The following is a 22,870-nucleotide window of genomic DNA, read 5'->3' as shown; positions in this document are numbered from 1 at the left end:
GCACCCCTCGTTACGCCACCGGTCAGTAGCGTTGTACGGTATGGGTCTCGATGTAGCTGAAGTTGATGTCCTCACCCAGCCCGGGCTTCTCGCTAAGGTGTACGAAGCCGTCCTTGTCCATTGGGTCGACCAGCGTATTGAGGTACGCCGGTACGTCATCGTAATCGAGAAACGGATGCAGCAGGCCGCGTTCGTACCATCGACAGTTGCTGATCGCGCCGACCACGGCCAGGTTGGCGGCACCGTTGCCGTGGACCTCGCAATCCATGCCGAAAGATTCCGCCAGATGCGCGACTTTCAGGCAGGGTCCGATACCGCCCACACCGGCCACGCCTGCGCGCAGAATGTCGCAGGATTTGTTGGCCACCCAGCTGGCACGACTGTGGTATTTGCCAGCGATGCTTTCCGGGCCCAGGACCGGAATGTCCAGGTTGGCCGCCAGCCAGGCATAGGATTCCGCGGAATCTTCCATCATCGGCTCTTCGAACCAGGCGAAGTCGAGCTTTTGCAGCTCGCGTCCGATGTACAGCGCGTCGGTGCGGCTATACCAGTGGTAGCCGTCGAGCATCAGGGCGATGTCCGGGCCGACCGCTTCACGTACGGCGGCGCAGGCCTGAACGTCCATGCGCGGATCGGGGGCGAAGGAGATCGGGGGCATCCAGGTGTGCAACTTGATGCCTTTATAGCCGCGCTGGACCAGTTTCTCGGCGAACTGGCCGTACTCGTCCGGGGTGGACAGGCCGCCTGCCAGGTCATCGCCGCACATGGTCGATCCGTACGCCAGCACCTTGTCGCGATAACCACCCAGCAGTTGGTGCACGGGCTGTTTCAGCACACGCCCCGCCAGATCCCACAGTGCCTGCTCCACCAGCGCCAGGGCGCGGTCGGTGAACTGGCTGGCGCTGCCACGTTGCCAGTGGGCCAGTTCCTGCCAGATCTTTTCCCGGTTCATCGGGTTCTGGCCGACCAGCACTTTCTTGACGAACGACTCGATGATGTGGGGACGGATCAGTTCTGGCGGGCCGAAGGAGAAGCCTTCGCTGCCGTCGTCACAGGCGATACGCAGCATGGCCATCCTGACCGGTTTTTCTTCGCCGGGATGGGCGTGGCCTGCGCTGTCTACAGCGCGTCGCGAGGGAAAGGTAAAGACGTCGACACTGACCGATGTGATGTTCATGAGAGCCTTCAAAGTTATTGTAGTTATTTGAAAATTTCTAGTATGTCGTCATACAACGTTGAGCCGAGTATTTGTGCTTTTGTAGGACGATGTCAAGGGTCGTATGATGACTTTATGCGATATAAACGTTGTTTATAGGGCATGATACTGGCGGAGGCGCGTAGGAGGCTTGGTTTACTGGGTGATATGACGGCTGAAAAGTCGTCATACCTTTGTGCAAGAGATTGATCGTTCATTGGTCTGTGGGAAGTCTCACCACGTCTTCGACGTAGCGCTGTCCGCTCCCACAACATCGCGTTTCTTCAGCCGGTAACAGGGTCTTTGATGAAGGGAGGTATCACCAGGAGGTTATCTGTTGTCCGAAAGCGCCAGTGCCCGCTCTTGCACCTCAAGCGTCAGCGTGCGCGAGAACAGTCTGGCAACAGCGGGTTGATGGCTGATGCCGATGATCAGTGTGTTCGGCAGTGCCTGTCGGACGGTTTCCAGCAACTGACAGGCACTCGGTTCGTCCAGTTGATTGGTCGCTTCATCCAGATACAGCGTCTGAGGCGCACACAGCAGGGCGCGGGCCAGGCCGATGCGCTGCTGTTCGCCGCCGGACAGTTCCCGGCTCCACTCGCGCTCATGCGCCAGACTGTCGACCAGTTGTGCGAGGCCCACCTGATGCAGCACCGACACGAGCACCTCGTCTGCGGGGCACTCGGTGGCCGGGTATGCCAGCAATTGCCGCAACGGCAGGTTGGGCAGGTACGGCTGCTGCGGGATCAACAGGCTGCTTCCGCCCGGCAATTGCCAACTGCCCTGGTAGTAGGGCCACAATCCTTGCAGCGTGCGCAGCAAAGTCGATTTACCGATGCCGCTGCGGCCCGCAATCCGCAACCACTGGCCGGGCCCGGCGATGAAGTTCAGTGTGCCCAGCAAATGACTGCCATCAGCGTGATGAATCACCAGGTTCTCAACGCGTAGCACTGCACCCTGTTCAGGTTTGACAACCTGACCGCGTGTCGCCTCGATGGCCTGCTGGAACTGGCCAAGCCGCTCGACCGTCGCGCTCCATGCAGCCAGACGCGGGTACACGTCGATGAACCAGCTCAGCGAGCCCTGCACTAACTGAAATGCGTTGCGGATCTGCATCAGACCACCCAGCGTAATGGTCTTGGCGAGAAAGGCGGGGAGTGCGGCGAACACCGGAATGATCCGGCTGACCCGGTCATAGCTGACAGTGAAGAACTGCAGCTTGCGCATGCGGTTCATCAATTGCCACCAGTTGCCCGCGATGTGTTCGAAGCGTTCGCCCAGTTGCCGTTGTTCGACCGCTTCACCGCGATACAGCGCAATCTGTTCGGCATGGTCGCGCTTGCGCAGCAGGCTGGCGCGAAAGTCCGCTTCGTAGCGCTGCTGCTGGTAATTCAGCGGTTGCAACGGGCGACCGATGACGTGCGTGAAGGCGGTGCCGAGCAAGGTGTAGGCGACGGCAATCCACAGCAGGTAGCCGTGAATCGTAACGTCCTGACCGAGCACCTGAACAGTCAGCACGCCGGACAGGTTCCACAGCACCACGGCAAAGGCGCCGACCTGCGCGGTGTTGATGATCAGTGAAGCCAGCAGCTCGACACTGCGGTCGACCAGTACGGCGATGTCTTCGGCGATGCGCTGGTCCGGGTTGTCCGGCTCACCGGTCAGGCCCAGTCGGTAGTACGCCTGACCCTGCATCCAGTTTTCCAGCGTGCTCGCGGTCATCGCCCGCCGCCAGCGCAGGACCAGCGCTTTGCGCAGCCACTCCAGGTAAACCATGATCACCACATAGGCGGCGATGTAGATCACGTATTCGCCCATCAGCGCATACAGCGCCCCAGTATTGAACCCGCCCAGCGCATCGAAGAAGGTCTTGCTCCAGGTGTTGATCAGAACGTTGACCTGCACCACCAGAAGGCCCAGGCCGATGACGCTGGCCAGCAGCACCCAGGACAGCCACTGCCTGCGATCCAGCCAGTACGGTGCAGCCAGACGGTAAAAGGTTCTGAGCGTATTCATTGTCCTGCCGTCGCCTCCGGCGCAGGCAACAGACGCAGTTGCACCTGATTCCGGTCATTGAACAACTCGCCAGCCATTCGCTTGAGCGCCTTGACGGTCAGCGCGTCAGGCAGTCGTGCCTGTTCGGTGAGGTAACGTGGATCCCCCCAATGACGCTCGCTGAGGATCAGACGACGCAGTTGCGTCTGCGGATCATCCTGACGCAGACGTTCCTGTTGCCTGAGACGACTGCGCGCTGTCGCCGCGTCTTTCTCGCTCACCGTGATCGGCAATGACGACAGGGTCCTGTTCGCCAGTTGCCACAGCTCTTCGACCCGCGCCGGATCACTGCTGAAACTCAGACGACTTTCGATACGCTGGCTTTGCTGGTTCAAGGTGCTGTCGAAGGACAACCGGTAGACGCCCGACGCCTCGCCTCGTAGTTGCCGCTTCAGAGCGGCACTGGCGATTTCCTGGAGCACCGAAATACGTGCGGCGTCTTCGGGTGTCCATGGGTGAGGTTTGAAGGTGATGACTTGCAGCAAGGCCCTCGGCTCGATGCCGAGGGCCAGCGACTGCTGATGTCGACCGTCGCGCTGTACCCGGACCTGCGGCTTCAGGGCTGCGCCGCGCTGGATACTCGCCAGCTCGCGTTCGATCAACGGCTGTAGCACCTGTGGCTCGACATCGGCCATCAGGTAATAGGTCACCGGAGCCTGACTCAAACGCTGCCAGTCACTGTTGAGCTGTGAGGCCTGAACCTGAGCAACCTCTTGCGCGGTCGGTGTGAGCCAGGTTTCCGGACCGTACTGCAGCTCGCGCAACGCCTTGTCCTGTTGTTCGCGAACATTGACCGTGTTGCGTGAGAGCTCGTCGGCCAGATCGTCCCGCGCCTGTTCGACGGCGCTGGCTTCAATATTGACGGCCTGGCCAAGGCGGTAGGTTTGCAGCAAGGCCTGCAAACGTTGCAGTGCAGGAAGATCGCTTTTGGCGTCCACCGTTGTCACGTCGATTTGCAGCCGGTCGGCCTGCTGGTCTAGCGACAACGATGTGCCGGACTCGCTGCGCCAGCGACGAATCTGCTCCTCGCTCCAGCCTTCCGGCGCGCTTTGCCCCGCCAGTTGCGCAGCCATCTGATTGCGCCAGTAAGGCAGCTCGGGCGTCATGAAGCCTGCGCTTGAGTCGGCCTGCATCACGAAGCGGCCCTTGTCGCCGTTGCGCTTGAGCCAGACCAGTTTGTCGCCGTTGCTCAGTTGCCAGTGCTCGACGTTCTGTCGGGCAAAATGCTTGCGCTCGGTGATCGTTCCGGCGCCGCGTGCAGCCGGAATTTCCGGTAACTGCTGTGTCTCGATTTGTGCCACGACAGAGGCGGATTCAGGTGCAGCCAGTTCGCTGTTGCGCACCAGAGCCATGAGCGTCCGGACGTCGCTCACGCCCGGCAGCTCGAGCGGAGTCAGGCCGGGCGCCGTCATTTGCAGCACCTGATCCTGATTGTCGGTCCAGCGCACCAGGCGCGCATTGATGTCCTCAGGCGTCACCGTGTCCAGCACTGCCAGGTATTGCGAGGCAATGTCGTGCTTGCTGGACAATACTTTGTTCTGGGTCGCCGCATCGTTCAGTCCGGTCACCCATTGTTCGAAGGTGCGCGGCTTGTTTTCGCTCAGCATGCGCCTGGCGATACCCCGGATGGCCTCGCGCTCCTTGTCCAGGTCCATTGCCTGCAGCCCATGACGACGCAGGCGTTCGATCTCGTTCAACAATTGCCGCAACGCCGCAGCGTGGTTCTGACCGTCGACACCGGCGGCGATGCCCAGCACGCTTGAGTGGTCGCCGATCAGGCTTTTCTGCACGGTCAGGCTGCGTACGCCCGGTTCATGCGGCTGACGGCGCAACTGGGCCTGCAAGGCATTCAGGGTCAGGCGGTCGATCAGGCGTTCCCGAACGCCGTCCAGCGTCGAAGTGCGGCTCGCCGACTCATGCAGACGGAACAACAGGGTGACCTGATTGCTGCCGCTCTGGCTGTCCTGCAAGCGAACGATCTTCAGCGTCGGCTGCAGTGGCAACTCGCGATAGCCTTTTTCGGGAAGTAGCTTCGGTTTTGCCTCACCGAACCAGTGCTCGATACGGGCAGGAAGGGTGGCGGGGTCGATGTCGCCGACCACGGTCAGCAGCATGTTGTTCGGCACGTACCAGCGCTGTTGGAAATCCTTCAGATCGGAAATCTGTGCCGAGCGGATCGCCGCTTCGTTGCCGATGGTGCGGTGCGCGGGATAGCGTGAACCGATGCGTTGCGACGCGGTGCGCTGGTCGTTCATGCGCTGCGCCACGCCCAGGCCGCCGCGCCATTCTTCGATGACGATCGGGCGTTCGCGTTTGAGGTTTTCGGCGGTGTAATCCTGCGCCAGCGTCAGCGTTGCCAGCGCTTGCAACGCCTGTTCGGTCTGCGCCGTGCCGCCCGGCGGGCTCAGAAGGTACTGGGTGCGGTCGTAGCTGGTCATGGCGTTGTAACTGCGGCCCTGGATCCAGCCCCACTGGTCCATGAGGCTGCGGATATCTTGTGATTGCTGGCCACGGCTGTAGAAATTCAAATGTTCGACCATGTGCGCGACGCCCACTTGATCGTCTTCTTCATCCACTGAACCGGCCTTGACGGTCAGGCGCATGTCGATACGCCCCGGCTGGCCTGCCTCGCGCACGAGACGGTATTCCAGGCCGTTGCTCAGCTGCCCTCGTGTGACCTGGCCATCCCAGACCTGAGCCTCCTGGCTGTCCAGACCACGGGCGCAGCCGCCCAGCATCAGCAAGCCGATCAGGCTCATGATTATTGTGTTCATCAGGTATCCCGGTTCGAGCGTTTTATAGGTATGGGCGAAGAGGATGTGGTCAGAAGCGGTAGCCCACTTCCAGCCAATACTGGCGCCCGACTTCATAGGTCGTGTTGCCGCCGCGGCTCACGATGGAATTGACCCGGTCGGCGACGTTGGTAACGTCTACGGCGACGAACACCGCCTCGTCCTTGCCGGTCGGCAGTTCCCAGTCGACGCGCATGTCCCAGGTAGGGGCAGCGCTGACGCTTTCGGTCTCGAAGACCGAGACGCTTCGGCCATCGATGATCACGTCATCATTGGTGTTGACGATCTGGTCGTACGGGCCGCGGTAACGGAAGAAGTTGCTCCAGGTCAGGTGCAGTTGCGGGATCTCGGTGATGGTGGTCATGCGCGCCGTCCATGGCCGGTTGAAATTGCCCGCCGGCAGGTCGCTGTACTTGATCAGGCTGCCGTCGTACAGCACGTCATCGTTGAGCAGCAGTTCGGAGTTGATGGCGTCATCGTAGTTGCCATAGGCATCGCGGGTCCGGGACCAGTCAAAGGCCATCTGCACGCTGGTATGGGTGCCCTGAAGTTTCAGTTCCTGCAACGGCGTGATGCTCAGTGTGACGTTGTCGCTCTCGCTGGAGCCTTCGTTGGTGTAGGTGTAGTACTCGGTGGCGTAACCGGGTTCGCTCGGCAATCCCTGCACGCGGCCCAGCGAGCGGTTGATCTTGTCCTTGCCCTTGCGGTTGACGTATTTCAGACGAAAGTCAGTGTCCAGCCAACGTTGATCCAGGCCCAGGGTCAGCTCGTCGTCGTAGGGAATGTCCAGCGTCGAGAACCTGGTCAGGCTGCTCTGGCGCGTACCGCTCCAGGCACCGGTCTGACTGGTGCGGGTGTAGCTGGTCAGCAGCGAATTGCGACCGTCGGCCAGTCGGTACTTGAACAGGTTGCGACCGTAGTAGCGGTTGGCGCCGAACACCACCACCGTGCTGCGATCACCGAACACGTCGTAGTCACCGGAAAAGCGCGGGGCGATGGTTTTCTTTTCCATGTAGTCATCGCCTTCGAAACGCAGGCCGGGACGCAGGGTCAACGGGCCCAGTTGAATCTTGTCCTGCATGAAGAACGCGTACTTGTTTTCGGTTTCCTCAAGCTTGCCGGCAGCGTATTCGGTTCTGCGGTTGGCGTATTGACGTCGGTTGCCGTTGAGCAGCGGGCTGACCGAGCACAGCTCATCGACGCCGCAGGTGGTGCCGTTGTCGCGGGTGAAACCGGTGGCTGCAATTACGGTGTCGGGGCGTTCCCAGGTAGCGGTCTGGTGCGACAGCTCCATGCCTGTGGTGAAGGTGTGTTCGGTACCTGCCAGTTCCACGGGCAGCCAGTCGGCCTTGGTGCTGTAGGTGACGCCGCGCTGGGTCTGATCCAGAGAGCCGAACGCGCCGTCGGCACTGCGTGCGGTAGCGCTGCTCGGATTGCCCCAGTTCTTGGCCTGCGAGTAGTACCAGTTGGTGTAGCTGTCGGACTCGGCATCCCGTGAACTGGTGAGGTTGGTAAGCGCCAGTTTGTGGGTCCAGGTGGCGTTGTCGGCCAGCCAGGTGGCTTTGAGCGAGCCCTGATACCCGCCGCCTTCAGTGGTGAAACCGGAGTTGATGCGGTTGGCCTGGAAGTAATAGCTTTCCTGCGGTGCATAGGTCAGCGAGGTGTCGAGGGTCAGCCGGTCGTTGACGTTCCAGTAGGTCTTGACCAGATAGTTGTCGATGCGCCGGGTCTGGTCCTTGCTGTTGTCTGCGTTGGGGCTGCTGTAGCCGTTTTCGAAGGCATTGAGGGCGATGGTCGAGCGCTTCTGCGAAAAATTGAGAATCGCGCCGAAATCGTCGGTCAGGTGACCCTCCAGCGTCCCGCGCACGGTGGTCTTGTCGAAATCCGGCTGATATTGCTCGTCGGAGGCATTGTCGAAGTTTGCCTGATCGTCCTCGCTGATGTGGTACCGGGTCCAGGCCGAACGGGTCATGGACGCCGACAGCTTGCCGTGCAGCTCACGGGTCGGCTTGCGGGTCACCGCATCGACCACGCCGCCGTTGAAGCCGCCGTATTCCGCCGGCACGTTGCTGTCGTAAACCCGCACTTCCTGCAACAGATCAGCGTCCAGCGCGATGCCATGAGAGCGGCTGGGGGCGGAGTCGAACTGACGAACCGAGTTGTAGTCATGTTCGCCGGGGTCCAGGTCGTTGTTGATCGAGATGCCGTCGATCATGAAATTATTCTGGTAGTACTTCGCGCCGTTGATGCTGATGTCTGCGGGATCGATCTCGCCCGGCGAGTTGGAACTCTGCTGGTTGCTGTCGAACTGCACGCTGGGGTGCATGCGCAGCAAGGTGGTGATGTCGCCGTTGGCTCCGGGAAACGCCTGAATTGCTTTTCGACCGATGACCGTTTCGCCTTGGAAGCTGTTCTCTTCAGGCTGACCGAGCACCACAGTGCTCTGCAATTCCATGGGCTTGTCGAAGGCCATGCCGCTGCTCAGGCGCAACGCCAGACTGCCTTGTTCGTAGCGCCAGTCCACGCCACTGCCGGACAGCAGTTTTTTCAGTGCCTGCTCGCTGCTCATAGAGCCTTTGACCGCTTGCGAATAGCGGTTGGCCAGCAAGCCGGGATCGACCGACACTTGCAGGCCGCTCTGCTGACCAAAACTGATCAATGCCGCGTCGAGTTTTTGCACCGAGATATCGAAGCTGTGCAGGGTTTGCAGGATCGGCTCACGTTCGTTCAGCGTGGTGCTGGCCATGACGGTCTGGCTGCCGATCGCCCAGCAAAGACTCAGGGCGCTCAGTTGCGCGGCATGGTTCAAATGCCTGCGGATCGCCGTGGTCAGGTTGTGCGATGGCTGAATGTTCGGTGTCATCCCGTGTCCCTATACGGGCCTTGGCCCGCAAACTTTGAATGAGAATTGATCTCAATGTATGTGCGAGTCAAAGGACGGGACAGCGACAGGGATTTTCAGAAAAAACGTTAAATAGTTTTCATCCTGCAGCGCGCAGGCATTCCACGTTGAACCCCATTTGTTCATGCAGGCCTTATGGCATGTGGCCTGCAGGCTGAAAGTCTGCGTCAGGGCATTGCCAGTCACGCGCATCCTGCAACGTCTTTTTCACATCTTCTTCACCGCTTCCGCACGAACCCGACCCTATCTTGGCCGCAGCTGACATCACGCAGATACCCAGTACAGGAGCGGCCACGTGGCGCGCAGTTCAACCAGCAGAGACGGGTCCATCACCAGACCCTGGTTCTTCAGGTCGACGACCGGGAAACCGTTGTTGACCAATCGACAGATCGCTCTGATGCTCGTCGTGGTGGCCACCGCTGCAGTCGGTGGCTGGGGCGTCAGCGCTTTCAAGGCAGCCCACGTCGTCAACCTGGGGGGCAGCGGCATGTTGAAGAAGTCGGGCCTTTATGCGCGCTGGAAGCAGGGCGATGTGGTGGTCATGATTCGGCATGCGGAACGCTGTGATCGGTCCAGCAATCCCTGCATGGCCGACCCGCAGGGCATCACGCTCAAGGGCAGCGAGGCAGCGCTTGCAGTAGGCGCGGGCCTCAAGCGGCTTGGTTTCGTCAACGCCCGGATGATCACTAGCCCGAGAATGCGCACCCAGCAGACCGCCGACCTGATCTCTGGGCACGCTGTCGCCAACGAGGCGTGGCCCAACGACTGCAACGGTAATTTCAAGAACGCCGTGCAGGCGCACAAGGTCAAGGGCGAAAACATGATCCTGGTCACCCACAGCGGCTGCATCGATCAGTTCGAGCGCAAGCTGGGCGTGCCCTTCAATGAACGCTCAAGCGCCTACGCCGAAGCGGTATTCGTTCAAGTGGACGGCACGCACACTCCGAAAATCCTTGGATCCCTGAATGCCAGGCAATGGGCAGATATCGACAGCGAGCAACTGAATTGAAGACACCGTCCAGCGCCCGTTACACCTTCTACCGCAACAATCTGGTGTTTCCTTTAGTGTTCGGTCTGGTGGTGTTCGCCACCTTCGATCTGACCCGCCTGGACATCATGCTCAGCAACCTGCTCTACGATCCGGTAGCCGGCCATTTCCCCCTCGGGGAAAGTCATCTGTTCGAAAAGATTACCCATAACTGGGCACGGATCATTCCGAACTGGACGGGTGAGTTTGCGATCATAGGTACCTTGCTGTCGTTCGTCTGGCCCGCGCTGCAGTACCGTCCAGATTCCCGTTTGACGCGCTGGGTCGGCCGCAGCCGTGGCGCAACTGCGTTGCAATTCTTCAGTCGGCATCGGCTGGACTTCCTGTTCGTGGTCGTCGCGTTTGCGTTGAGCACCGGGATGATCCATTTCCTCAAGAGCCACACCAGTATCTATTGCCCGGTGGAAACCACGCTGTATGGCGGGGTGCAGGCTCAGGTGGAATGGTTTCGCAATTTCAACCTGTGGCATGAGGCAGGGGCAGGGCGTTGCTGGCCAGGTGGTCATGCATCAAGCGGGTTCAGCCTGTTGGCCCTGTACTTCGTCGCCCGTCGCTATCGCTGGCAGCATTCGAAGCGCCTGCTGGTCGCGATCCTGCTGCTGGGCACGATCTATGGCACCACCCGGGTGCTGCAGGGCTGGCACTTCATGTCGCACACTTTCTGGGCCGGGCTCGTGGTGTGGTTGAGCACGCTGCTGGTTGCGCTGTGTTTCTATGGCCGCTCGCGGTTGCAGCAGCCCTTGTCGGATGCGCCTGTTCGCCAGCCTGCCATGGCAGGTTCCGGATGGGTCAGGTAGGGACAGGAACGCTGCCATGAACATTCTGGTCATTGAGGATCACCGTGATATTCACGACAACCTGCTGGAGTTTTTCGAACTGAGAGGACACGCAGTCGAAGGCGCGCTGGATGGTCTGAGCGGGCTGCATCTGGCAGCGTCGAAGCGTTTCGACGCGATCATTCTCGACATCATGCTGCCCGGCATCGACGGCAACCAGATATGTCGCAGCTTGCGTCAATACTCACAGTCGGAAGTCGCCATCGTCATGCTTAGCGCACGCGATGAGCTGGAAGACCGCCTTATCGGCTTCAAGGTCGGGGCGGATGATTACATCACCAAACCCTTCGCGATGTCCGAGGTGCTGGCCAGGGTCGAGGCCGTCGTCGGGCGCAGGCAGCGCAAGGACAACCGTCAGATGGTGGTGGCTGATCTGGTGTTCGATCTCGATACGCTGGAAGTCTCGCGGCGCGGCGTGCCTCTTAAGCTCAACCCGACCAACATGAAGCTGTTGGAATTGCTGATGCGCAAAAGCCCGCACATCGTCAAACGGGCCGAGCTGGAGGAAGTGCTGTGGGGCCGCGATGCGCCGAAGAGCGACAGCCTGCGCAGCAACATCCACACGCTCAGACGGGTACTGGACAAAGAGTTCGACACACCGCTGCTGCACACCGCCCATGGGCTGGGCTACAAACTCTGCGAGCAACGGGTTCTTGGCGATCTGCCAGGCAGACGCCCGCTCAGTCGAAACTGAACAGGCGCTGGATCAGTGTGGGTGTGCTGCCGGTCCAGCGCTTGAACGCACGCCGAAAATTCGCCGGGTCATTGAAGTTCAGGTACTCGGCCACTGCCTCGTTGCTCATACCCTTGATCTGATACAGGTACAGCGCGACATGCTTGCGCGCCAGGTCGTGCCGGGCCTGAAAGCAGGTGCCGTGCTTGTGCAGCTTGCGCTTGAGGGTGGCCGGACTCATGGCGAAGGTCTGCGCGACCTGTTCCAGACTGGTGGCGTCGCGTACCGTGTCGGTCAGGTGTTGGTGCAGCCGGTCCAGAAGACTGGCGGACATGCCCAGCGCGGCGAGCTGTGTCGCGGCTTCCCGCTGGGCGACCTGCGCTGCGATGGGCGAAGCGCCAGGCCATGGTCGCGTCAGGTAGTGCCGGGGCAGACGCATCATGTCCAGCGGCCGTTCGAACACCGTGTTTTCGCCCAGATGCACCCAGTACTGCTCGACATAACGCGGCTCCGGATGACTGAAGCTGCATTCCCACGGCAGACGTTCACCGCTCAACTGCTGACTCATGGCGACCATCGACGTCATGGCCGCTTCCAGCAGAAACACTTGCTGTTCTCCTGCACCGCAGTTATCGAGCCAGTACACGTAGGCGAAATGCTCGTCCAGCGCCAGTCGAAGGGTCAGCAGCGGGCTGAGCAGGGCGCGCTGATGAATCACGATCTCCAGTGCCTGATGCAGGTTCTGCGCATGGCGCAGGGCGTGGCTCGCGGCGCCGTAGTGGCCTGGAAACAGCCGCTGGCCGAACAGGAAACTGGTGTCGTCAGCCTCCATTTGCCGCTGCGCGTTGCCAATCAGGACAAAGCATTGTTGCGGGCTCAAGCGCGTATTGCCCGCCAGAATGTCCTCGTAAAACAGGCCGGTGCCCCTGAGCAGACGATGACTGTCCAGCCCGCGCGACAGTGCCAGATCGATCAGCGTGGCAGGCTGATAGTGGCCCGGGATGAAGCGGCTGTCGGCTTCGTACCAATCGCTTTTGATGGTCACAGCAGGCCTCAGGCGGTGCGCGGCATTGGACGTCTGGCTCGGGCCAGCGACAGGTTCAGGCGCCGCAGCAGGTTGTCCGGCGTTTCATTGATGGCCATGACCACCGCGACACTGGCCGACAGCTGAAGCCGCTCGCCCTGTTGCCGGGTCTTGTGCGCCAGGCTGGCGACTGCCTGTTGCAGCTCCAGGGCCAGCAGTTTTGCCTGGCTCTCGCCGGTATTGGGCAGCAGCACCACGAAGCGGTCGCCCGCCAGGCGACAGAGCAGATCCTGACGCCGCAGATTCAGTACCAGTAGATGGCTGAGTGCCGACAGCACCTCGTCGCCCTCGGCATGGCCGTAGGCATTATTTATTGCGCTGAAGCTGTCGATGTCCACGGCCATCAGCGACAAGGGCTGCTGTTCGGTCACGCTCTGCTCAAGGCTCAACACTAATTGGCGCTTCAAGTAATCCGCGCTGCCCAGCGGCGTGAGCTTGTCGTACAGCCGATGCTCACGGAAGCCGCGTTCACGTTTTTCCATCTGCGCGCTGATCGCCAGTTGTTCCCGATGCCAGTGGTAGATACCGATGGTCAGCAGGATCAGGCCCACCGGCATCGGCCCGGACTCCAGCCAGTGATCCCACTCGATCTCGCTCGGCAGGCGGATGAATTCATCCAGTGCGTCGATCCACCACGAGAAAAACACGCAGCTCAGACCGATCGACAGGTAGTTGGTGACCCGTCCTGCCGGGCGGCTCTTGAACACCAGAAACAACCAGACCAGCGACAGCAGCGCCGAACCGCCTTCTCCGATGATGTCCAGCCACTTCCATTCGCTGAAATACTTGATGTCGCCGAAGGCCAGGAACGCCAGCAAGCCGAGATTGGAGGCAATCAGCAGGACAGCGAGCTTCCAGCGGTGGGGTTGGATAATCCTGAACATGGCCAGTGGCGCTCCTGAAGTGCTGATAGTCGGCCAGCAAAACAGAAGCGCATGACACTTGCGTGACGAGTGACACACGTCGGTCAGGGTCGAATCAGCTCACGCCTGTTGCCATCTTTCGTGGTCAAAGCCTGCACGCCGTCACCCCGGAATGCCGCGCTTTCAAGGCCTGATGGCCTTCTCATGATCCTCGGAAAGGAAGCGCCCGGCGTTGGCCGGACCCCACAGCGAAGTCATATCAGCTCATTTCCTGATGAGTCCCCCCTCAAAAGCGGCCTTTCGAGCGGCACTGCGCCGTACCTGTCACAGAACCGTCATTGCACAACTCTAGCTTGCGCCTCCAGTTGCCGGGCCAATTTGCCTGGCCCGTCGGGAATTCTGGGGAGGACTCACATGTACATGCGCCGCAGCAGGGCTCAACTGGTTGGCTTTACCTTCAGCGGGCTGGCACTGGCGATTGCCGGTGAGCGGTTGCAGGCCGCCGAAGCGGACGCCACTGAGCATGTTCAGGTGGTGGGGCAGGCGGCAAGCATCGACAACGCGCTCAAGGAACAGCGCAGTTCCGACAGCATCAAGAGCGTGGTACATGCCGACGGCGTGGCGCAGTTGCCTGATCAGAACGTCGCCGAAGCGGTGCAGCGTCTGCCCGGCATCAGCGTCGAGCGCGATCAGGGCGAAGGACGGTTTGTGACCGTGCGCGGCCTGGCGCCGGACCTGAACAGTGTGACCATCAACGGCACGCTGGTACCCGCCCCGGAAAGCGGTCGCCGCGCCGTGGCGCTGGACGTGCTGCCGGCCGAGCTGGTGCAATCGCTGTCGGTGATCAAGACCCTGACACCCGACATGGACGCCAACTCGCTGGGCGGCACCGTGGATGTCGAAAGCCTGTCGGCATTCGATCACAAGGGGCTGTTCTACACCGGCAGCAGTGAAGCCAGTTACGACAAGAACACCCGCCAGACCAGCCCCAAGTTTTCCGGTGCAGCGAGCAACCGGTTCAGCCTCGGTGACGGCATCGACAATTTTGGCGTGGCGGCTGCGCTGAGCTGGCAGAAGCGCGATTTCGGCTCCGACAACGTCGAGACCGGCGGTGCGTGGGACGGCGCGCGTTTGCAGGAGTTCGAGCAGCGCGATTACGACATCAGTCGCGAGCGTGCCGGTGGCGGCCTGAACTTCGATTACAAGCCTGACGACGTGAGCAAGTATTACCTGCGCACGCTGTACAGCCGCTTCAAGGACGATGAAGTCCGCACCACCAATGGTTTCGAATTCTCCGATGCACAGGCCGCAGGCCAGACCGGCGATGCCGAAGGCACGCGCAAGTTGAAGGCGCGTACCGAAACCCAGGAAATTCAATCCTATGTGTTCGGTGGTGAACGCATGCTCGGGCTCTGGACCCTCAGCGGTCAGGCCGGTTACAGCGAATCCAGTGAGGACAGTCCGGGTCATATCGCCGGGGCGACCTTTACCGGCAACGACGACTTTTCGGACAGCGGTTTCTATGACCGCGATAAGCCACGGCCCATTGTCAGCTCAGCCTTCTACGACAATTCCAACTTCACCCTGGACAAGGTCGATTGGGAAAGGCAGTACACCAAGGACACGGAAAAGAACCTGCGTCTGGACCTGGCCCGCGACTACGATTTCAGCGGCTACGCCTCGCAATTCAAGTTCGGTGGCAAAGTCAGTCGCCGCGACAAGACCAACGACCTGGAAGTCTGGAAATATCAGGACTTCGACGATCAGGGCATCAGTGACAACCAACTGAACCTGACGCAATTTCAGAAGGGCAACATCGACTACCGGCTGGGCAACTTCGGCAGCGGTATCAGCCCCCGTGCAGTCAAAGGGCTGATTGGCGGGCTCGATGCCGCCACCGCTTACGACCCGGCTGAATCCCGCGCCAACGACTTCGACATCAGCGAAGACATCAACGCCGGTTATTTCATGAATACGCTGGATGTCGACAAGTGGCGCTTCATCGCAGGGCTGCGCTACGAAGGCACCGAGATGAACGCCAAAGGCACCGGCGTGCGCGACGGGCATTTCGAAACCAGCGACACCGAACGCCGTTATCACCACTGGTTGCCCGGCCTGCATGCGCGTTATCAGGTGGACAAGAACACGCAGGTGCGCGCAGCGTGGACCAAGACCGTGGTACGCCCCACTTTCGGTCAGTTGGCGCCGGGTTTCGTAATCGATGACGACGAGGCGTCGTTTGGCAATCCGCAACTCAAGCCGCTGGAATCCAGCAACCTGGACCTGGGTATCGAGCACTTCATGGGCCGTGCCGGTACGGTCTCGGCGTTCGTGTTCTACAAGGACATTCAGAACTTTGTCTACAACACAGACCTGGCGGGTACGGGTCAGTGGGCGAATTTCTCCGAAGCCAACACCTTCGCCAATGGCGACAAGGCCAAGCTGTACGGGCTGGAGCTGGCGTACTCACAGAAGCTCGACTGGTTGCCTGCGCCCTGGAATGGGTTGCTGCTGGGCGCAAACGCCACCCTGAGCCGCTCCGATGCCAGCATCAACGGTTTCGACCAGAGTTCGGGCACCAACCGCAAGCGCGATATCGACCTGCCGAGCCAGTCGAAAACCGTTGGTAACGTCATGCTCGGCTGGGAGGACGACAAGCTCAGTCTGCGTCTGTCGGCCAACTACAAATCGTCCTACCTCTACGAACTCGCCGCGATTGGCGACAAGGACCACGACCAGTACGTCGATGCGCAAACCTTCGTCGATTTCAGCGCCCGCTATTCGCTGACCAAGAACCTCAAGGTCAGCTTCGAGGCGCAGAACCTCACCGACCAGCCGTACTTCGTATACAGCGGTCATCGCGCCTACAACGGCCAGTACGAAGAGTACGGCCCGACTTACAAGGTCGGCCTGACCTTTACCCACTTCTGATCAAGGCGATCGCGCCGTTGTGGCGGGGCGGTCGCACGGACTCATTCAAGGATTCGACCGTTGATGATGATTTCGGTATTACCCAAGACCCTGTGCCTTGCGTTGCTCTCGGGTCTGATGGCTTCGACTGCGCAGGCCTCGTCACCCCTGGACCTGAACCTGACGCGCTGGGCCGAAAATCAGCCATTCAAGGCGCAGTCACTGGCCTTTGTGCCGGGCAGCGACGGGACGCAGCGTCTGGCAGCGAGTGTAAAGAGCGGTCTGTTAGTGCTTGATGCACAGGGAAAGCAACTCGCGCAATTGCCAGGCTCCTTTCAGGGACTGGACAGCCGCGTCTCGGGTTCACAGCTACTGGTCGCGACGCTGGACAATGCCCGGCAACAGGCGATGCTGACCCGACTCGATGCTGACCGGCACGGCTGGTCAAAGCCGGTGTATGTACCGGTCCGCGACTATTCGGTCGCCGGTCTGTGCCTGTATCGCGACGAGGCCGGCAACCTGTTCGTGTTTCTGGTCGGCGAGGAGGGTAAGGGCGAGCAGTGGCTGGTAGGAGCGGGCGATCAGCTCAATGACGCGCCGCGTCTGGTGCGCCATTTGCCGCTGCCCCCCAATGCCGAGTTCTGTCAGGTAGACGACGCGGCGCATCAGTTGTACGTCAACGAGCAGAACATCGGTTGGTGGGCCTATCCAGCGCATCCCGAAGCCCACGTCGCGCGCCAGCCGGTGGCGTTGCGGGAGCCGTTCGGCGATGTAAAACAGGCCGCAGGTGCCATGGCGATCGTGCCCGGCGGCCTGCTGGCGCTGGACCCCAGGGGCAAGGCGCTGCACCTCTATCAGCAGCACGCGCAGGGCTGGACGTCGGCTGGCGAACTGTCGCTGATGACCCTGAAAAAGCCCGAAGGGCTGTCGGTGAATCAGGGCAAGGACGGCCTGCAGCTGCTGGTCAATGACAACGATGGCGAGCGGCTGTATCAGGGCACGCTGGGTTGGACGCCGACACCGGTTCCCGTCCAGGCAGCCTTGCCCGGCGTGTTGCCGCTCGCGCAGACCCAGCCGGTCGCACGCCAGGGCGATGCCGCCGATGACCCGGCGATCTGGGTTCATCCACAGAAACCGGCATTGAGTCGCGTGCTGGGTACCAACAAGAAACAGGGCCTGCTGGTGTATGACCTCACAGGCAAACAGTTGCAGTCATTGCCGGTAGGACGCCTGAACAACGTCGATGTGCGCTCCGGCTTCATGCTTGGCCAGCGCAATGTCGATCTGGCGGTGGCGAGCAATCGTGATCGCAACAGCCTGAGTCTGTTCAGCATTGACCGAACCACCGGCGAACTGCGTGAAGCGGGCGAGATCCCGACACCACTGACGGAAATCTACGGTGTCTGCCTGTTCAAGCCTGCCAATGGCGAGCTGTACGCCTTCGCCAACGGCAAGGACGGCAGCTTTCTGCAGTACCGCCTGAGTGCGCCGAACGGCAAGGCGCAGGGGGACCTGGTGCGTCGTTTCAAGGTCGAGACGCAGCCGGAAGGCTGCGTGGCCGACGACCAGCGTCAACGCCTGTATCTCGGTGAGGAAGACGTGGGCGTCTGGGAAGTGGACGCCCGCGCCGATCAGCCGGCGACCCTGTCCAGCGTGATCAAAGTGGGTGACGTGCTGCACGCCGATGTCGAGGGGCTGGCGTTCTACCAGAGCGAACAGCACGACTATCTGGTGATGTCCAGCCAGGGCAACGACAGCTACGTGGTGGTCGATGCCGAGCCGCCGTATGCCCTGCGCGGCGCGTTTCGGGTCGGGCTAAATGCTCAGGCCGGGATCGATGGCAGCTCTGAAACCGACGGCATCGAAGTGACATCCGCCAACCTGGGCGGAGCCTGGAGCCGCGGCATGCTGGTGGTACAGGACGGTCGCAAGCGCATGCCCGAGCAGGCGCAGAACTTCAAATTCGTCCCGTGGGCCGATGTGGTGAAAACCCTGTCGCTGCCGTAAGTCGTTTGTCATCGAACGGTGATAGACAGTCGATTCATCCCGCGTGCCGACCGCAACCGGACGGCACTGCAAGACGAGGAAAGACCGATGCACGCAACCCTGGAACACATGACCCTGTGGAGCCTGATCAGCGACGCCAGCCTGCTGGTCAAGGCGGTGATGCTGACCCTGCTGCTGGCTTCGCTGCTCAGCTGGTACCTGATCGTTCAGCGCAGCCTTGCGTTGCGCCATTACGAGCGCACGCTGGACCGTTTTCAAGCACGTTTTCGCAGTGAGGCCGATCTGGCTCCGTTGTATGCCGAGCAGGATCAGGACGATGGCGTCGGCCAAGTGTTTCGCGCCGGGTATGCTGAGTACGTTCAGCTCAAGCAGCGTCCCGGTGCCGAACCGGAAGCCATTTTGTCGGGCGTCGAGCGTTCCTTGCAGGTGGCGATCAGCGAACAGGAATTGCAGCTGGAAAAAGGCCTGCAGTTTCTCGCCACGGTCGGCTCGGTCAGTCCTTACATCGGTCTGTTCGGCACGGTCTGGGGGATCATGAACGCCTTCATCGGCCTTTCGCAGGTGCAGCAGGCCACGCTGTCCACCGTCGCCCCCGGCATCGCCGAAGCCTTGATCGCGACCGCCATCGGCCTGTTTGCAGCGATTCCTGCGGTCATCGCCTACAACCGCTTTGCCGCGCGTGGCCATACGCTGGCAGCCCGTTACTACAGCTTCGGCAACGAATTGCAGGTGCGCCTGAACCGCATTCTGCAGGCCACGCCACGCAACATGGCCGCTGCGGCCTGAGGACTTGCCATGCTGGTCAAACCGCAACGCAAACACGGCCCTAAAGCCGAAATGAACGTGGTGCCCTATATCGACGTGATGCTGGTGCTGCTGGTGATCTTCATGGTCACCGCGCCGATGCTGACGCAGGGCGTGAAGATCGAGCTGCCCAGGGTCGCGAGTGAAGCACTCGCCAGCGATACCAAACAGCGCATCGTGACCCTGTCGGTCAAGGCAGAGGGGGGGTACTACTGGAATCTGGGCGACACCGTTGACACCCATGCGCAGACCGACACTGCCGCCAGCCTTGAAGACATGCAGGGACGTATCGCACAACTGGTGACCGAGCGACCGGACACTCAAGTGTTCATTCGCGCCGATGACAAGGCCGATTACGGGCGTGTGGTCGCGGCCATGGCAGCCTTGCAACACAGTGGCGTCACGCAGTTGGGGCTGGTCACAGAGGCGCCGCAATGACTGCCATGACCTCGATGCCCTTTCACTGGACTGACTTCCGGCCCGAGACCTTGAACAGGCCCCGGTTACGCAGCCATGGGCTGGCGGTCGCGATTGCACTGGCCCTGCACGGCGTCGTGCTGGCGGCGCTGATGCAAGGCTGGGTTGCCGAGCAGAAACTGCCGGAACCGGTGAAAACCCTGACCACCCAGTTGCTGATTCTGCCACCTGCACCTGCACCTGTCGCGCCATCGCCCGAGCCGGTCGTTGAACCTGTTCAGGCAGCGGTACCGGTTGCTGAGCCTGAACCGATTTCGAAACCCGTCGACGTACCCGTGCCGCAGCCGGACACGCAGCGTCAGGCGCGGCAGGTCGAGCAGGCTGCATTGGCGCGCAAGCGGGTCGAGGAGCAGAAGCGTGACCTCGAACGGCGCCGTAACGAGCAGCAGAAAAGGGCCGTCGAGCAACAGAAACTGGCCGAGCAACAACAGGCGCAGAACCAACAGCGCCTCGCCGAACAGCAGCGTCAGCAGGCCGAACAGACCCGGCAGGCTGTTGAGCGCGCCCGGCAGTCACAACAGGCGGCCGCGACCGATAACAGTCAGTACCAGCCCTTGAGCAAGGAAGCGCCGGACTACCCCGAACGTGCGCTGGACAAAGGCATCGAAGGTGATTGCACCGTGGTCTACGACGTCTCGCCCCAGGGTCGCGTCGTCAACCCGCAAGTGCAGGGCGCCTGCCATCCACTGTTCATGCGCCCGTCAGTGGCGGCTGCCGAAACGTTTCGCTATCAGCCACGCATCGTCGACGGCAAGCCGGTGACGGTGTCAGACGTGAAGAACACGTTTCATTATCGGATCAAGTGAGAGAGCGGCGTAAATGCGGCAATACCGTTGACACCGCGTCGACAGCATCGCCGGCAAGCCGCCTCCCACAGATATTCGTTCGCTGCCAGACAGCGCTACAGAAAAACTCTAGGCGACTGAATAGATGCGATTTTTGTGGGAGGCGGCTCGCCCGCGCTGAGGGCGGCGCGGTGTGTCAGGACAATCGCATCGCCGGCAAGCCGACTGTCCCAGTACGGTGTTCGCAGCGAGACAGCGCCGGTTACAGGTCAGATATCAGCATGGGCCCGGAGTGTTTCGCCTGTTCACGAAACACCCGGGCTTGCTCTGGATCAACTCACCTTGAAGCGTCTGACCAGCGCAATCAGTCGCGTATTGGACTCGGCCAGCGCGGCTGTGCTGCGTTCATTGCTTGAGCCGCCTTCAACCAGTTCTTCGACAATGTGTTTCACCGCGATGATGTTGCGGCTGATCTCTTCGGACACCGCGCTCTGCTCTTCGGCCGCCGTGGCGATTTGGGTGCTGAGGTCGTTGATGCGCAGAACCGAACTGGTCATGTCATCCAGCCCGGCGGTGACGGCCGTGGTCTTACCCGCCGTGGCCTGACAGCTCTGACGGGTTTTTTCCATGGCCGCAACGGCAGCGCTGACGCCTTGTTGCAGGCTGCCGAGCATCTCGTTGATTTCCGAGGTGCTGGCCTGGGTACGGGCGGCGAGGGCGCGCACTTCGTCGGCGACAACGGCGAAGCCACGGCCCTGTTCGCCCGCGCGCGCGGCCTCAATGGCGGCGTTGAGCGCCAGCAGGTTGGTCTGTCCGGCGATTTCGCCGATCACCGCCAGCACGGCATTGATGCGCTTGGCGTCCTGTTCCATCGACTGCACTTTGCTGGTGGCCGAATCCACTTCGCTGATCAGCGCATTCACGCTGTCCGAAGCGTCGGAGACCACGGTCTTGGAGACCTGCGCGTTCTCGTTGGCAGACTGCGTGAAACTGGCGGTCTGGGCGGCGCTGCGCGCCACTTCATCAGCGGTGGAAGACATCTCGGTGATTGCAGTCACTGCCTGATCGGTCTCGTTGGCATGACGCACCAGAATCGCGTTGGTCGCGCCTGCCTGGCTGCGCAGTTGTTCGATGCCCGTGGCGATGTCGCTGGTCGAGGAGCTGACTTCGACCATCATGCGTTGCAGGTAAGCGATGAAGCGGTTGACCGACTCACCCACCTGATCGACTTCATCGTGGCCTTTCACTGCAATACGACGCGTCAGGTCAGCGTCACCGGCCGACAGCGTATCGATATTGGTCTTGAGTACTGCGAGGCGCTTCATCAGCGCGCCGAGAGCAACGATCATCAGCACCAGCAGGACCAGCACCATCGGAATCTGCAGCCAGGCCAGGGTCTTGAGGACTGTTTCGCTCTGGGTCTTCAGCAGTGCGGTGTTCTGCGAGACGGCCAGCAGCCAGGGCGTGCCGGCGACCGGCATGAGGAACAGGGTCGATTCTTCGCCGTCGCTGTTCTCGTAGGTCAGGCGGGTGGTGCCACCGCTCTTGAGCGTCAGCGCGGACTTGATGCCGTTGATGAATGGCGATTGTCCTGCCAGTTCGGAGATGTTGCGCAGCACGATCTTGTCATTGCTGCCCGGCACGTTGGACAGGATCTTGCCATCGGCTTCGATGATCATGATCCGGCCGTTGACTTCCCGCTCCTTGGCTTCGACCAGCTTGTTGAAGAAGCCCAGCGTCACGTCGATGGTCGATACGCCCCACGGCTTGCCATCCTTGTTGATTGCCATCGCGCAGTTGGTGCGCGGCTCGGGGCTGGCTGCGTCCTGATAGGCCGGGGCCCAGGCGCACTGACCGGCAGGTGAACTCAGGCCACCCTTGTGCCAGCCCTGCTCGAAATAATTGAGCGATTCAGGCGAGTTCCAGTGGGTATTGACGATCAGCTTGCCGGACGCGTCGCGATGGTAAAAGGTGCTGTGCTTGGCGCGGCCCGGTGTACGGACTTCGGGCAACGGCCAGATACCGCCACCGAAGACCTTGGCCTCGCCGTACTGGTTGACCATGAAGGGCAGCAACCGGTCAATGTCATCGCTGGACAGTTGCGGAACGATCTCGGTGATCACGCGAGCCTGTGCCTGAACACGGGCCAGCTCGGTCTTGATCTCGTTACTGATGTCGGCTGCCTTCACGGTCAGCATGTTTTCATCGTTGGCCGTGAGCCTGGGCGTCACGAACTGGTTGATCCCGTAAACGGTCAGGAGGATGACCAGCGCCATGAATCCCACGAATGTAGCGGTGTAGCGTGCCTGAACGGTCTTGAGCGTGGCCATTATTCTTATACCTGCGCGTGAGAGGGGGGCTGTGATGCCGAGGTGTCGGCTTCGCGCGGCAGTTCTTGAGAGGGTGAAAGCGCCACATTCCGGTCTGTCGACGACCGGT

14 protein-coding genes and 2 pseudogenes are annotated in these 22,870 nt (G+C 61.0%); 8 read left to right on the top strand and 8 right to left on the bottom strand.

The window, feature by feature from the left end:
- Nucleotides 1-22: 22 nt before the first annotated feature.
- The 4 genes from JTJ32_RS22870 to JTJ32_RS22855 all read right to left on the bottom strand — a co-directional run bounded on the left by JTJ32_RS22870 (nucleotide 23) and on the right by JTJ32_RS22855 (nucleotide 8,905).
- A complete protein-coding gene (locus JTJ32_RS22870) occupies nucleotides 23-1,177 on the bottom strand; it encodes a mandelate racemase family protein (protein WP_210043387.1) in 1,155 nt (384 codons plus the stop codon).
- Between the two features lie 348 nt (nucleotides 1,178-1,525).
- Entirely contained in the window at nucleotides 1,526-3,211 is a 1,686-nt protein-coding gene (locus JTJ32_RS22865) for an ABC transporter ATP-binding protein/permease (RefSeq protein ID WP_210043385.1), read from the bottom strand.
- On the bottom strand, nucleotides 3,208-6,024 hold the full coding sequence (locus tag JTJ32_RS22860) for a M16 family metallopeptidase (RefSeq protein ID WP_210043383.1): 2,817 nt from the start codon (nucleotides 6,022-6,024) through the stop codon (nucleotides 3,208-3,210). The genes JTJ32_RS22865 and JTJ32_RS22860 overlap by 4 nt, the downstream gene beginning before the upstream one ends.
- A gap of 49 nt (nucleotides 6,025-6,073) precedes the next feature.
- Entirely contained in the window at nucleotides 6,074-8,905 is a 2,832-nt protein-coding gene (locus tag JTJ32_RS22855) for a TonB-dependent receptor (RefSeq protein WP_210043381.1), read from the bottom strand.
- 436 nt (nucleotides 8,906-9,341) lie between these two features.
- On the opposite strand from JTJ32_RS22855, the gene pmrG reads away from it, so the two are divergent.
- From pmrG to JTJ32_RS22840, 3 genes are read left to right on the top strand one after another with little or no spacing between them, the layout of a single operon-like run.
- A complete protein-coding gene (pmrG, locus tag JTJ32_RS22850; RefSeq protein WP_236059415.1) occupies nucleotides 9,342-9,953 on the top strand; it encodes a lipopolysaccharide core heptose(II)-phosphate phosphatase PmrG in 612 nt (203 codons plus the stop codon).
- Nucleotides 9,920-10,789 carry a phosphatase PAP2 family protein gene (locus JTJ32_RS22845; RefSeq protein ID WP_210043377.1) on the top strand — a complete coding sequence of 290 codons (870 nt, stop codon included), beginning with the start codon at nucleotides 9,920-9,922 and terminating at the stop codon, nucleotides 10,787-10,789. The genes pmrG and JTJ32_RS22845 overlap by 34 nt, the downstream gene beginning before the upstream one ends.
- Nucleotides 10,790-10,805: 16 nt before the next feature.
- Complete coding sequence (locus tag JTJ32_RS22840) at nucleotides 10,806-11,522, top strand: response regulator transcription factor (protein WP_099226619.1); 717 nt, start codon at nucleotides 10,806-10,808, stop codon at nucleotides 11,520-11,522.
- Here the strand turns inward: JTJ32_RS22840 and JTJ32_RS22835 are convergent.
- Nucleotides 11,509-12,546: an AraC family transcriptional regulator ligand-binding domain-containing protein gene (locus JTJ32_RS22835; protein ID WP_210043375.1), complete on the bottom strand. Its 1,038-nt coding sequence runs from the start codon at nucleotides 12,544-12,546 to the stop codon at nucleotides 11,509-11,511. The genes JTJ32_RS22840 and JTJ32_RS22835 overlap by 14 nt on opposite strands.
- A gap of 8 nt (nucleotides 12,547-12,554) precedes the next feature.
- Nucleotides 12,555-13,469: a GGDEF domain-containing protein gene (locus tag JTJ32_RS22830; RefSeq protein ID WP_184323002.1), complete on the bottom strand. Its 915-nt coding sequence runs from the start codon at nucleotides 13,467-13,469 to the stop codon at nucleotides 12,555-12,557.
- Between the two features lie 393 nt (nucleotides 13,470-13,862).
- Between JTJ32_RS22830 and JTJ32_RS22825 the strand changes: the two genes are divergently transcribed.
- From JTJ32_RS22825 to JTJ32_RS22805, 5 genes are all read left to right on the top strand, one after another.
- Nucleotides 13,863-16,379: a TonB-dependent receptor gene (locus JTJ32_RS22825; protein WP_210043373.1), complete on the top strand. Its 2,517-nt coding sequence runs from the start codon at nucleotides 13,863-13,865 to the stop codon at nucleotides 16,377-16,379.
- Nucleotides 16,380-16,442: 63 nt separating this feature from the next.
- Nucleotides 16,443-18,365, top strand: a complete 1,923-nt coding sequence (locus JTJ32_RS22820; protein ID WP_210043372.1) for a phytase — start codon at nucleotides 16,443-16,445, stop codon at nucleotides 18,363-18,365.
- 87 nt (nucleotides 18,366-18,452) lie between these two features.
- Nucleotides 18,453-19,151 carry a protein TolQ gene (tolQ, locus tag JTJ32_RS22815; RefSeq protein ID WP_099226624.1) on the top strand — a complete coding sequence of 233 codons (699 nt, stop codon included), beginning with the start codon at nucleotides 18,453-18,455 and terminating at the stop codon, nucleotides 19,149-19,151.
- 9 nt (nucleotides 19,152-19,160) lie between these two features.
- Nucleotides 19,161-19,607: a protein TolR gene (tolR, locus tag JTJ32_RS22810; protein WP_099226625.1), complete on the top strand. Its 447-nt coding sequence runs from the start codon at nucleotides 19,161-19,163 to the stop codon at nucleotides 19,605-19,607.
- Nucleotides 19,608-19,612: 5 nt separating this feature from the next.
- Nucleotides 19,613-20,452, top strand: a complete 840-nt coding sequence (locus tag JTJ32_RS22805) for an energy transducer TonB (RefSeq protein WP_210043465.1) — start codon at nucleotides 19,613-19,615, stop codon at nucleotides 20,450-20,452.
- 311 nt (nucleotides 20,453-20,763) lie between these two features.
- On the opposite strand, the pseudogene JTJ32_RS26830 reads toward JTJ32_RS22805, so the two are convergent.
- Both JTJ32_RS26830 and JTJ32_RS26825 read right to left on the bottom strand, forming a co-directional pair.
- Nucleotides 20,764-21,309, bottom strand: a pseudogene (locus tag JTJ32_RS26830) (methyl-accepting chemotaxis protein); the annotation flags it as partial.
- A 315-nt stretch (nucleotides 21,310-21,624) separates the two neighbouring features.
- Nucleotides 21,625-22,494: pseudogene (locus tag JTJ32_RS26825) on the bottom strand (HAMP domain-containing protein); the annotation flags it as partial.
- Between the last annotated feature and the right edge of the window lie 376 nt (nucleotides 22,495-22,870).

This window comes from Pseudomonas alliivorans, assembly GCF_017826695.1.
Lineage (GTDB): Bacteria > Pseudomonadota > Gammaproteobacteria > Pseudomonadales > Pseudomonadaceae > Aquipseudomonas > Aquipseudomonas alliivorans.
Note: the sequence above shows the minus strand (reverse complement) of the source record. Positions and strands in the feature narration are given on the sequence as shown.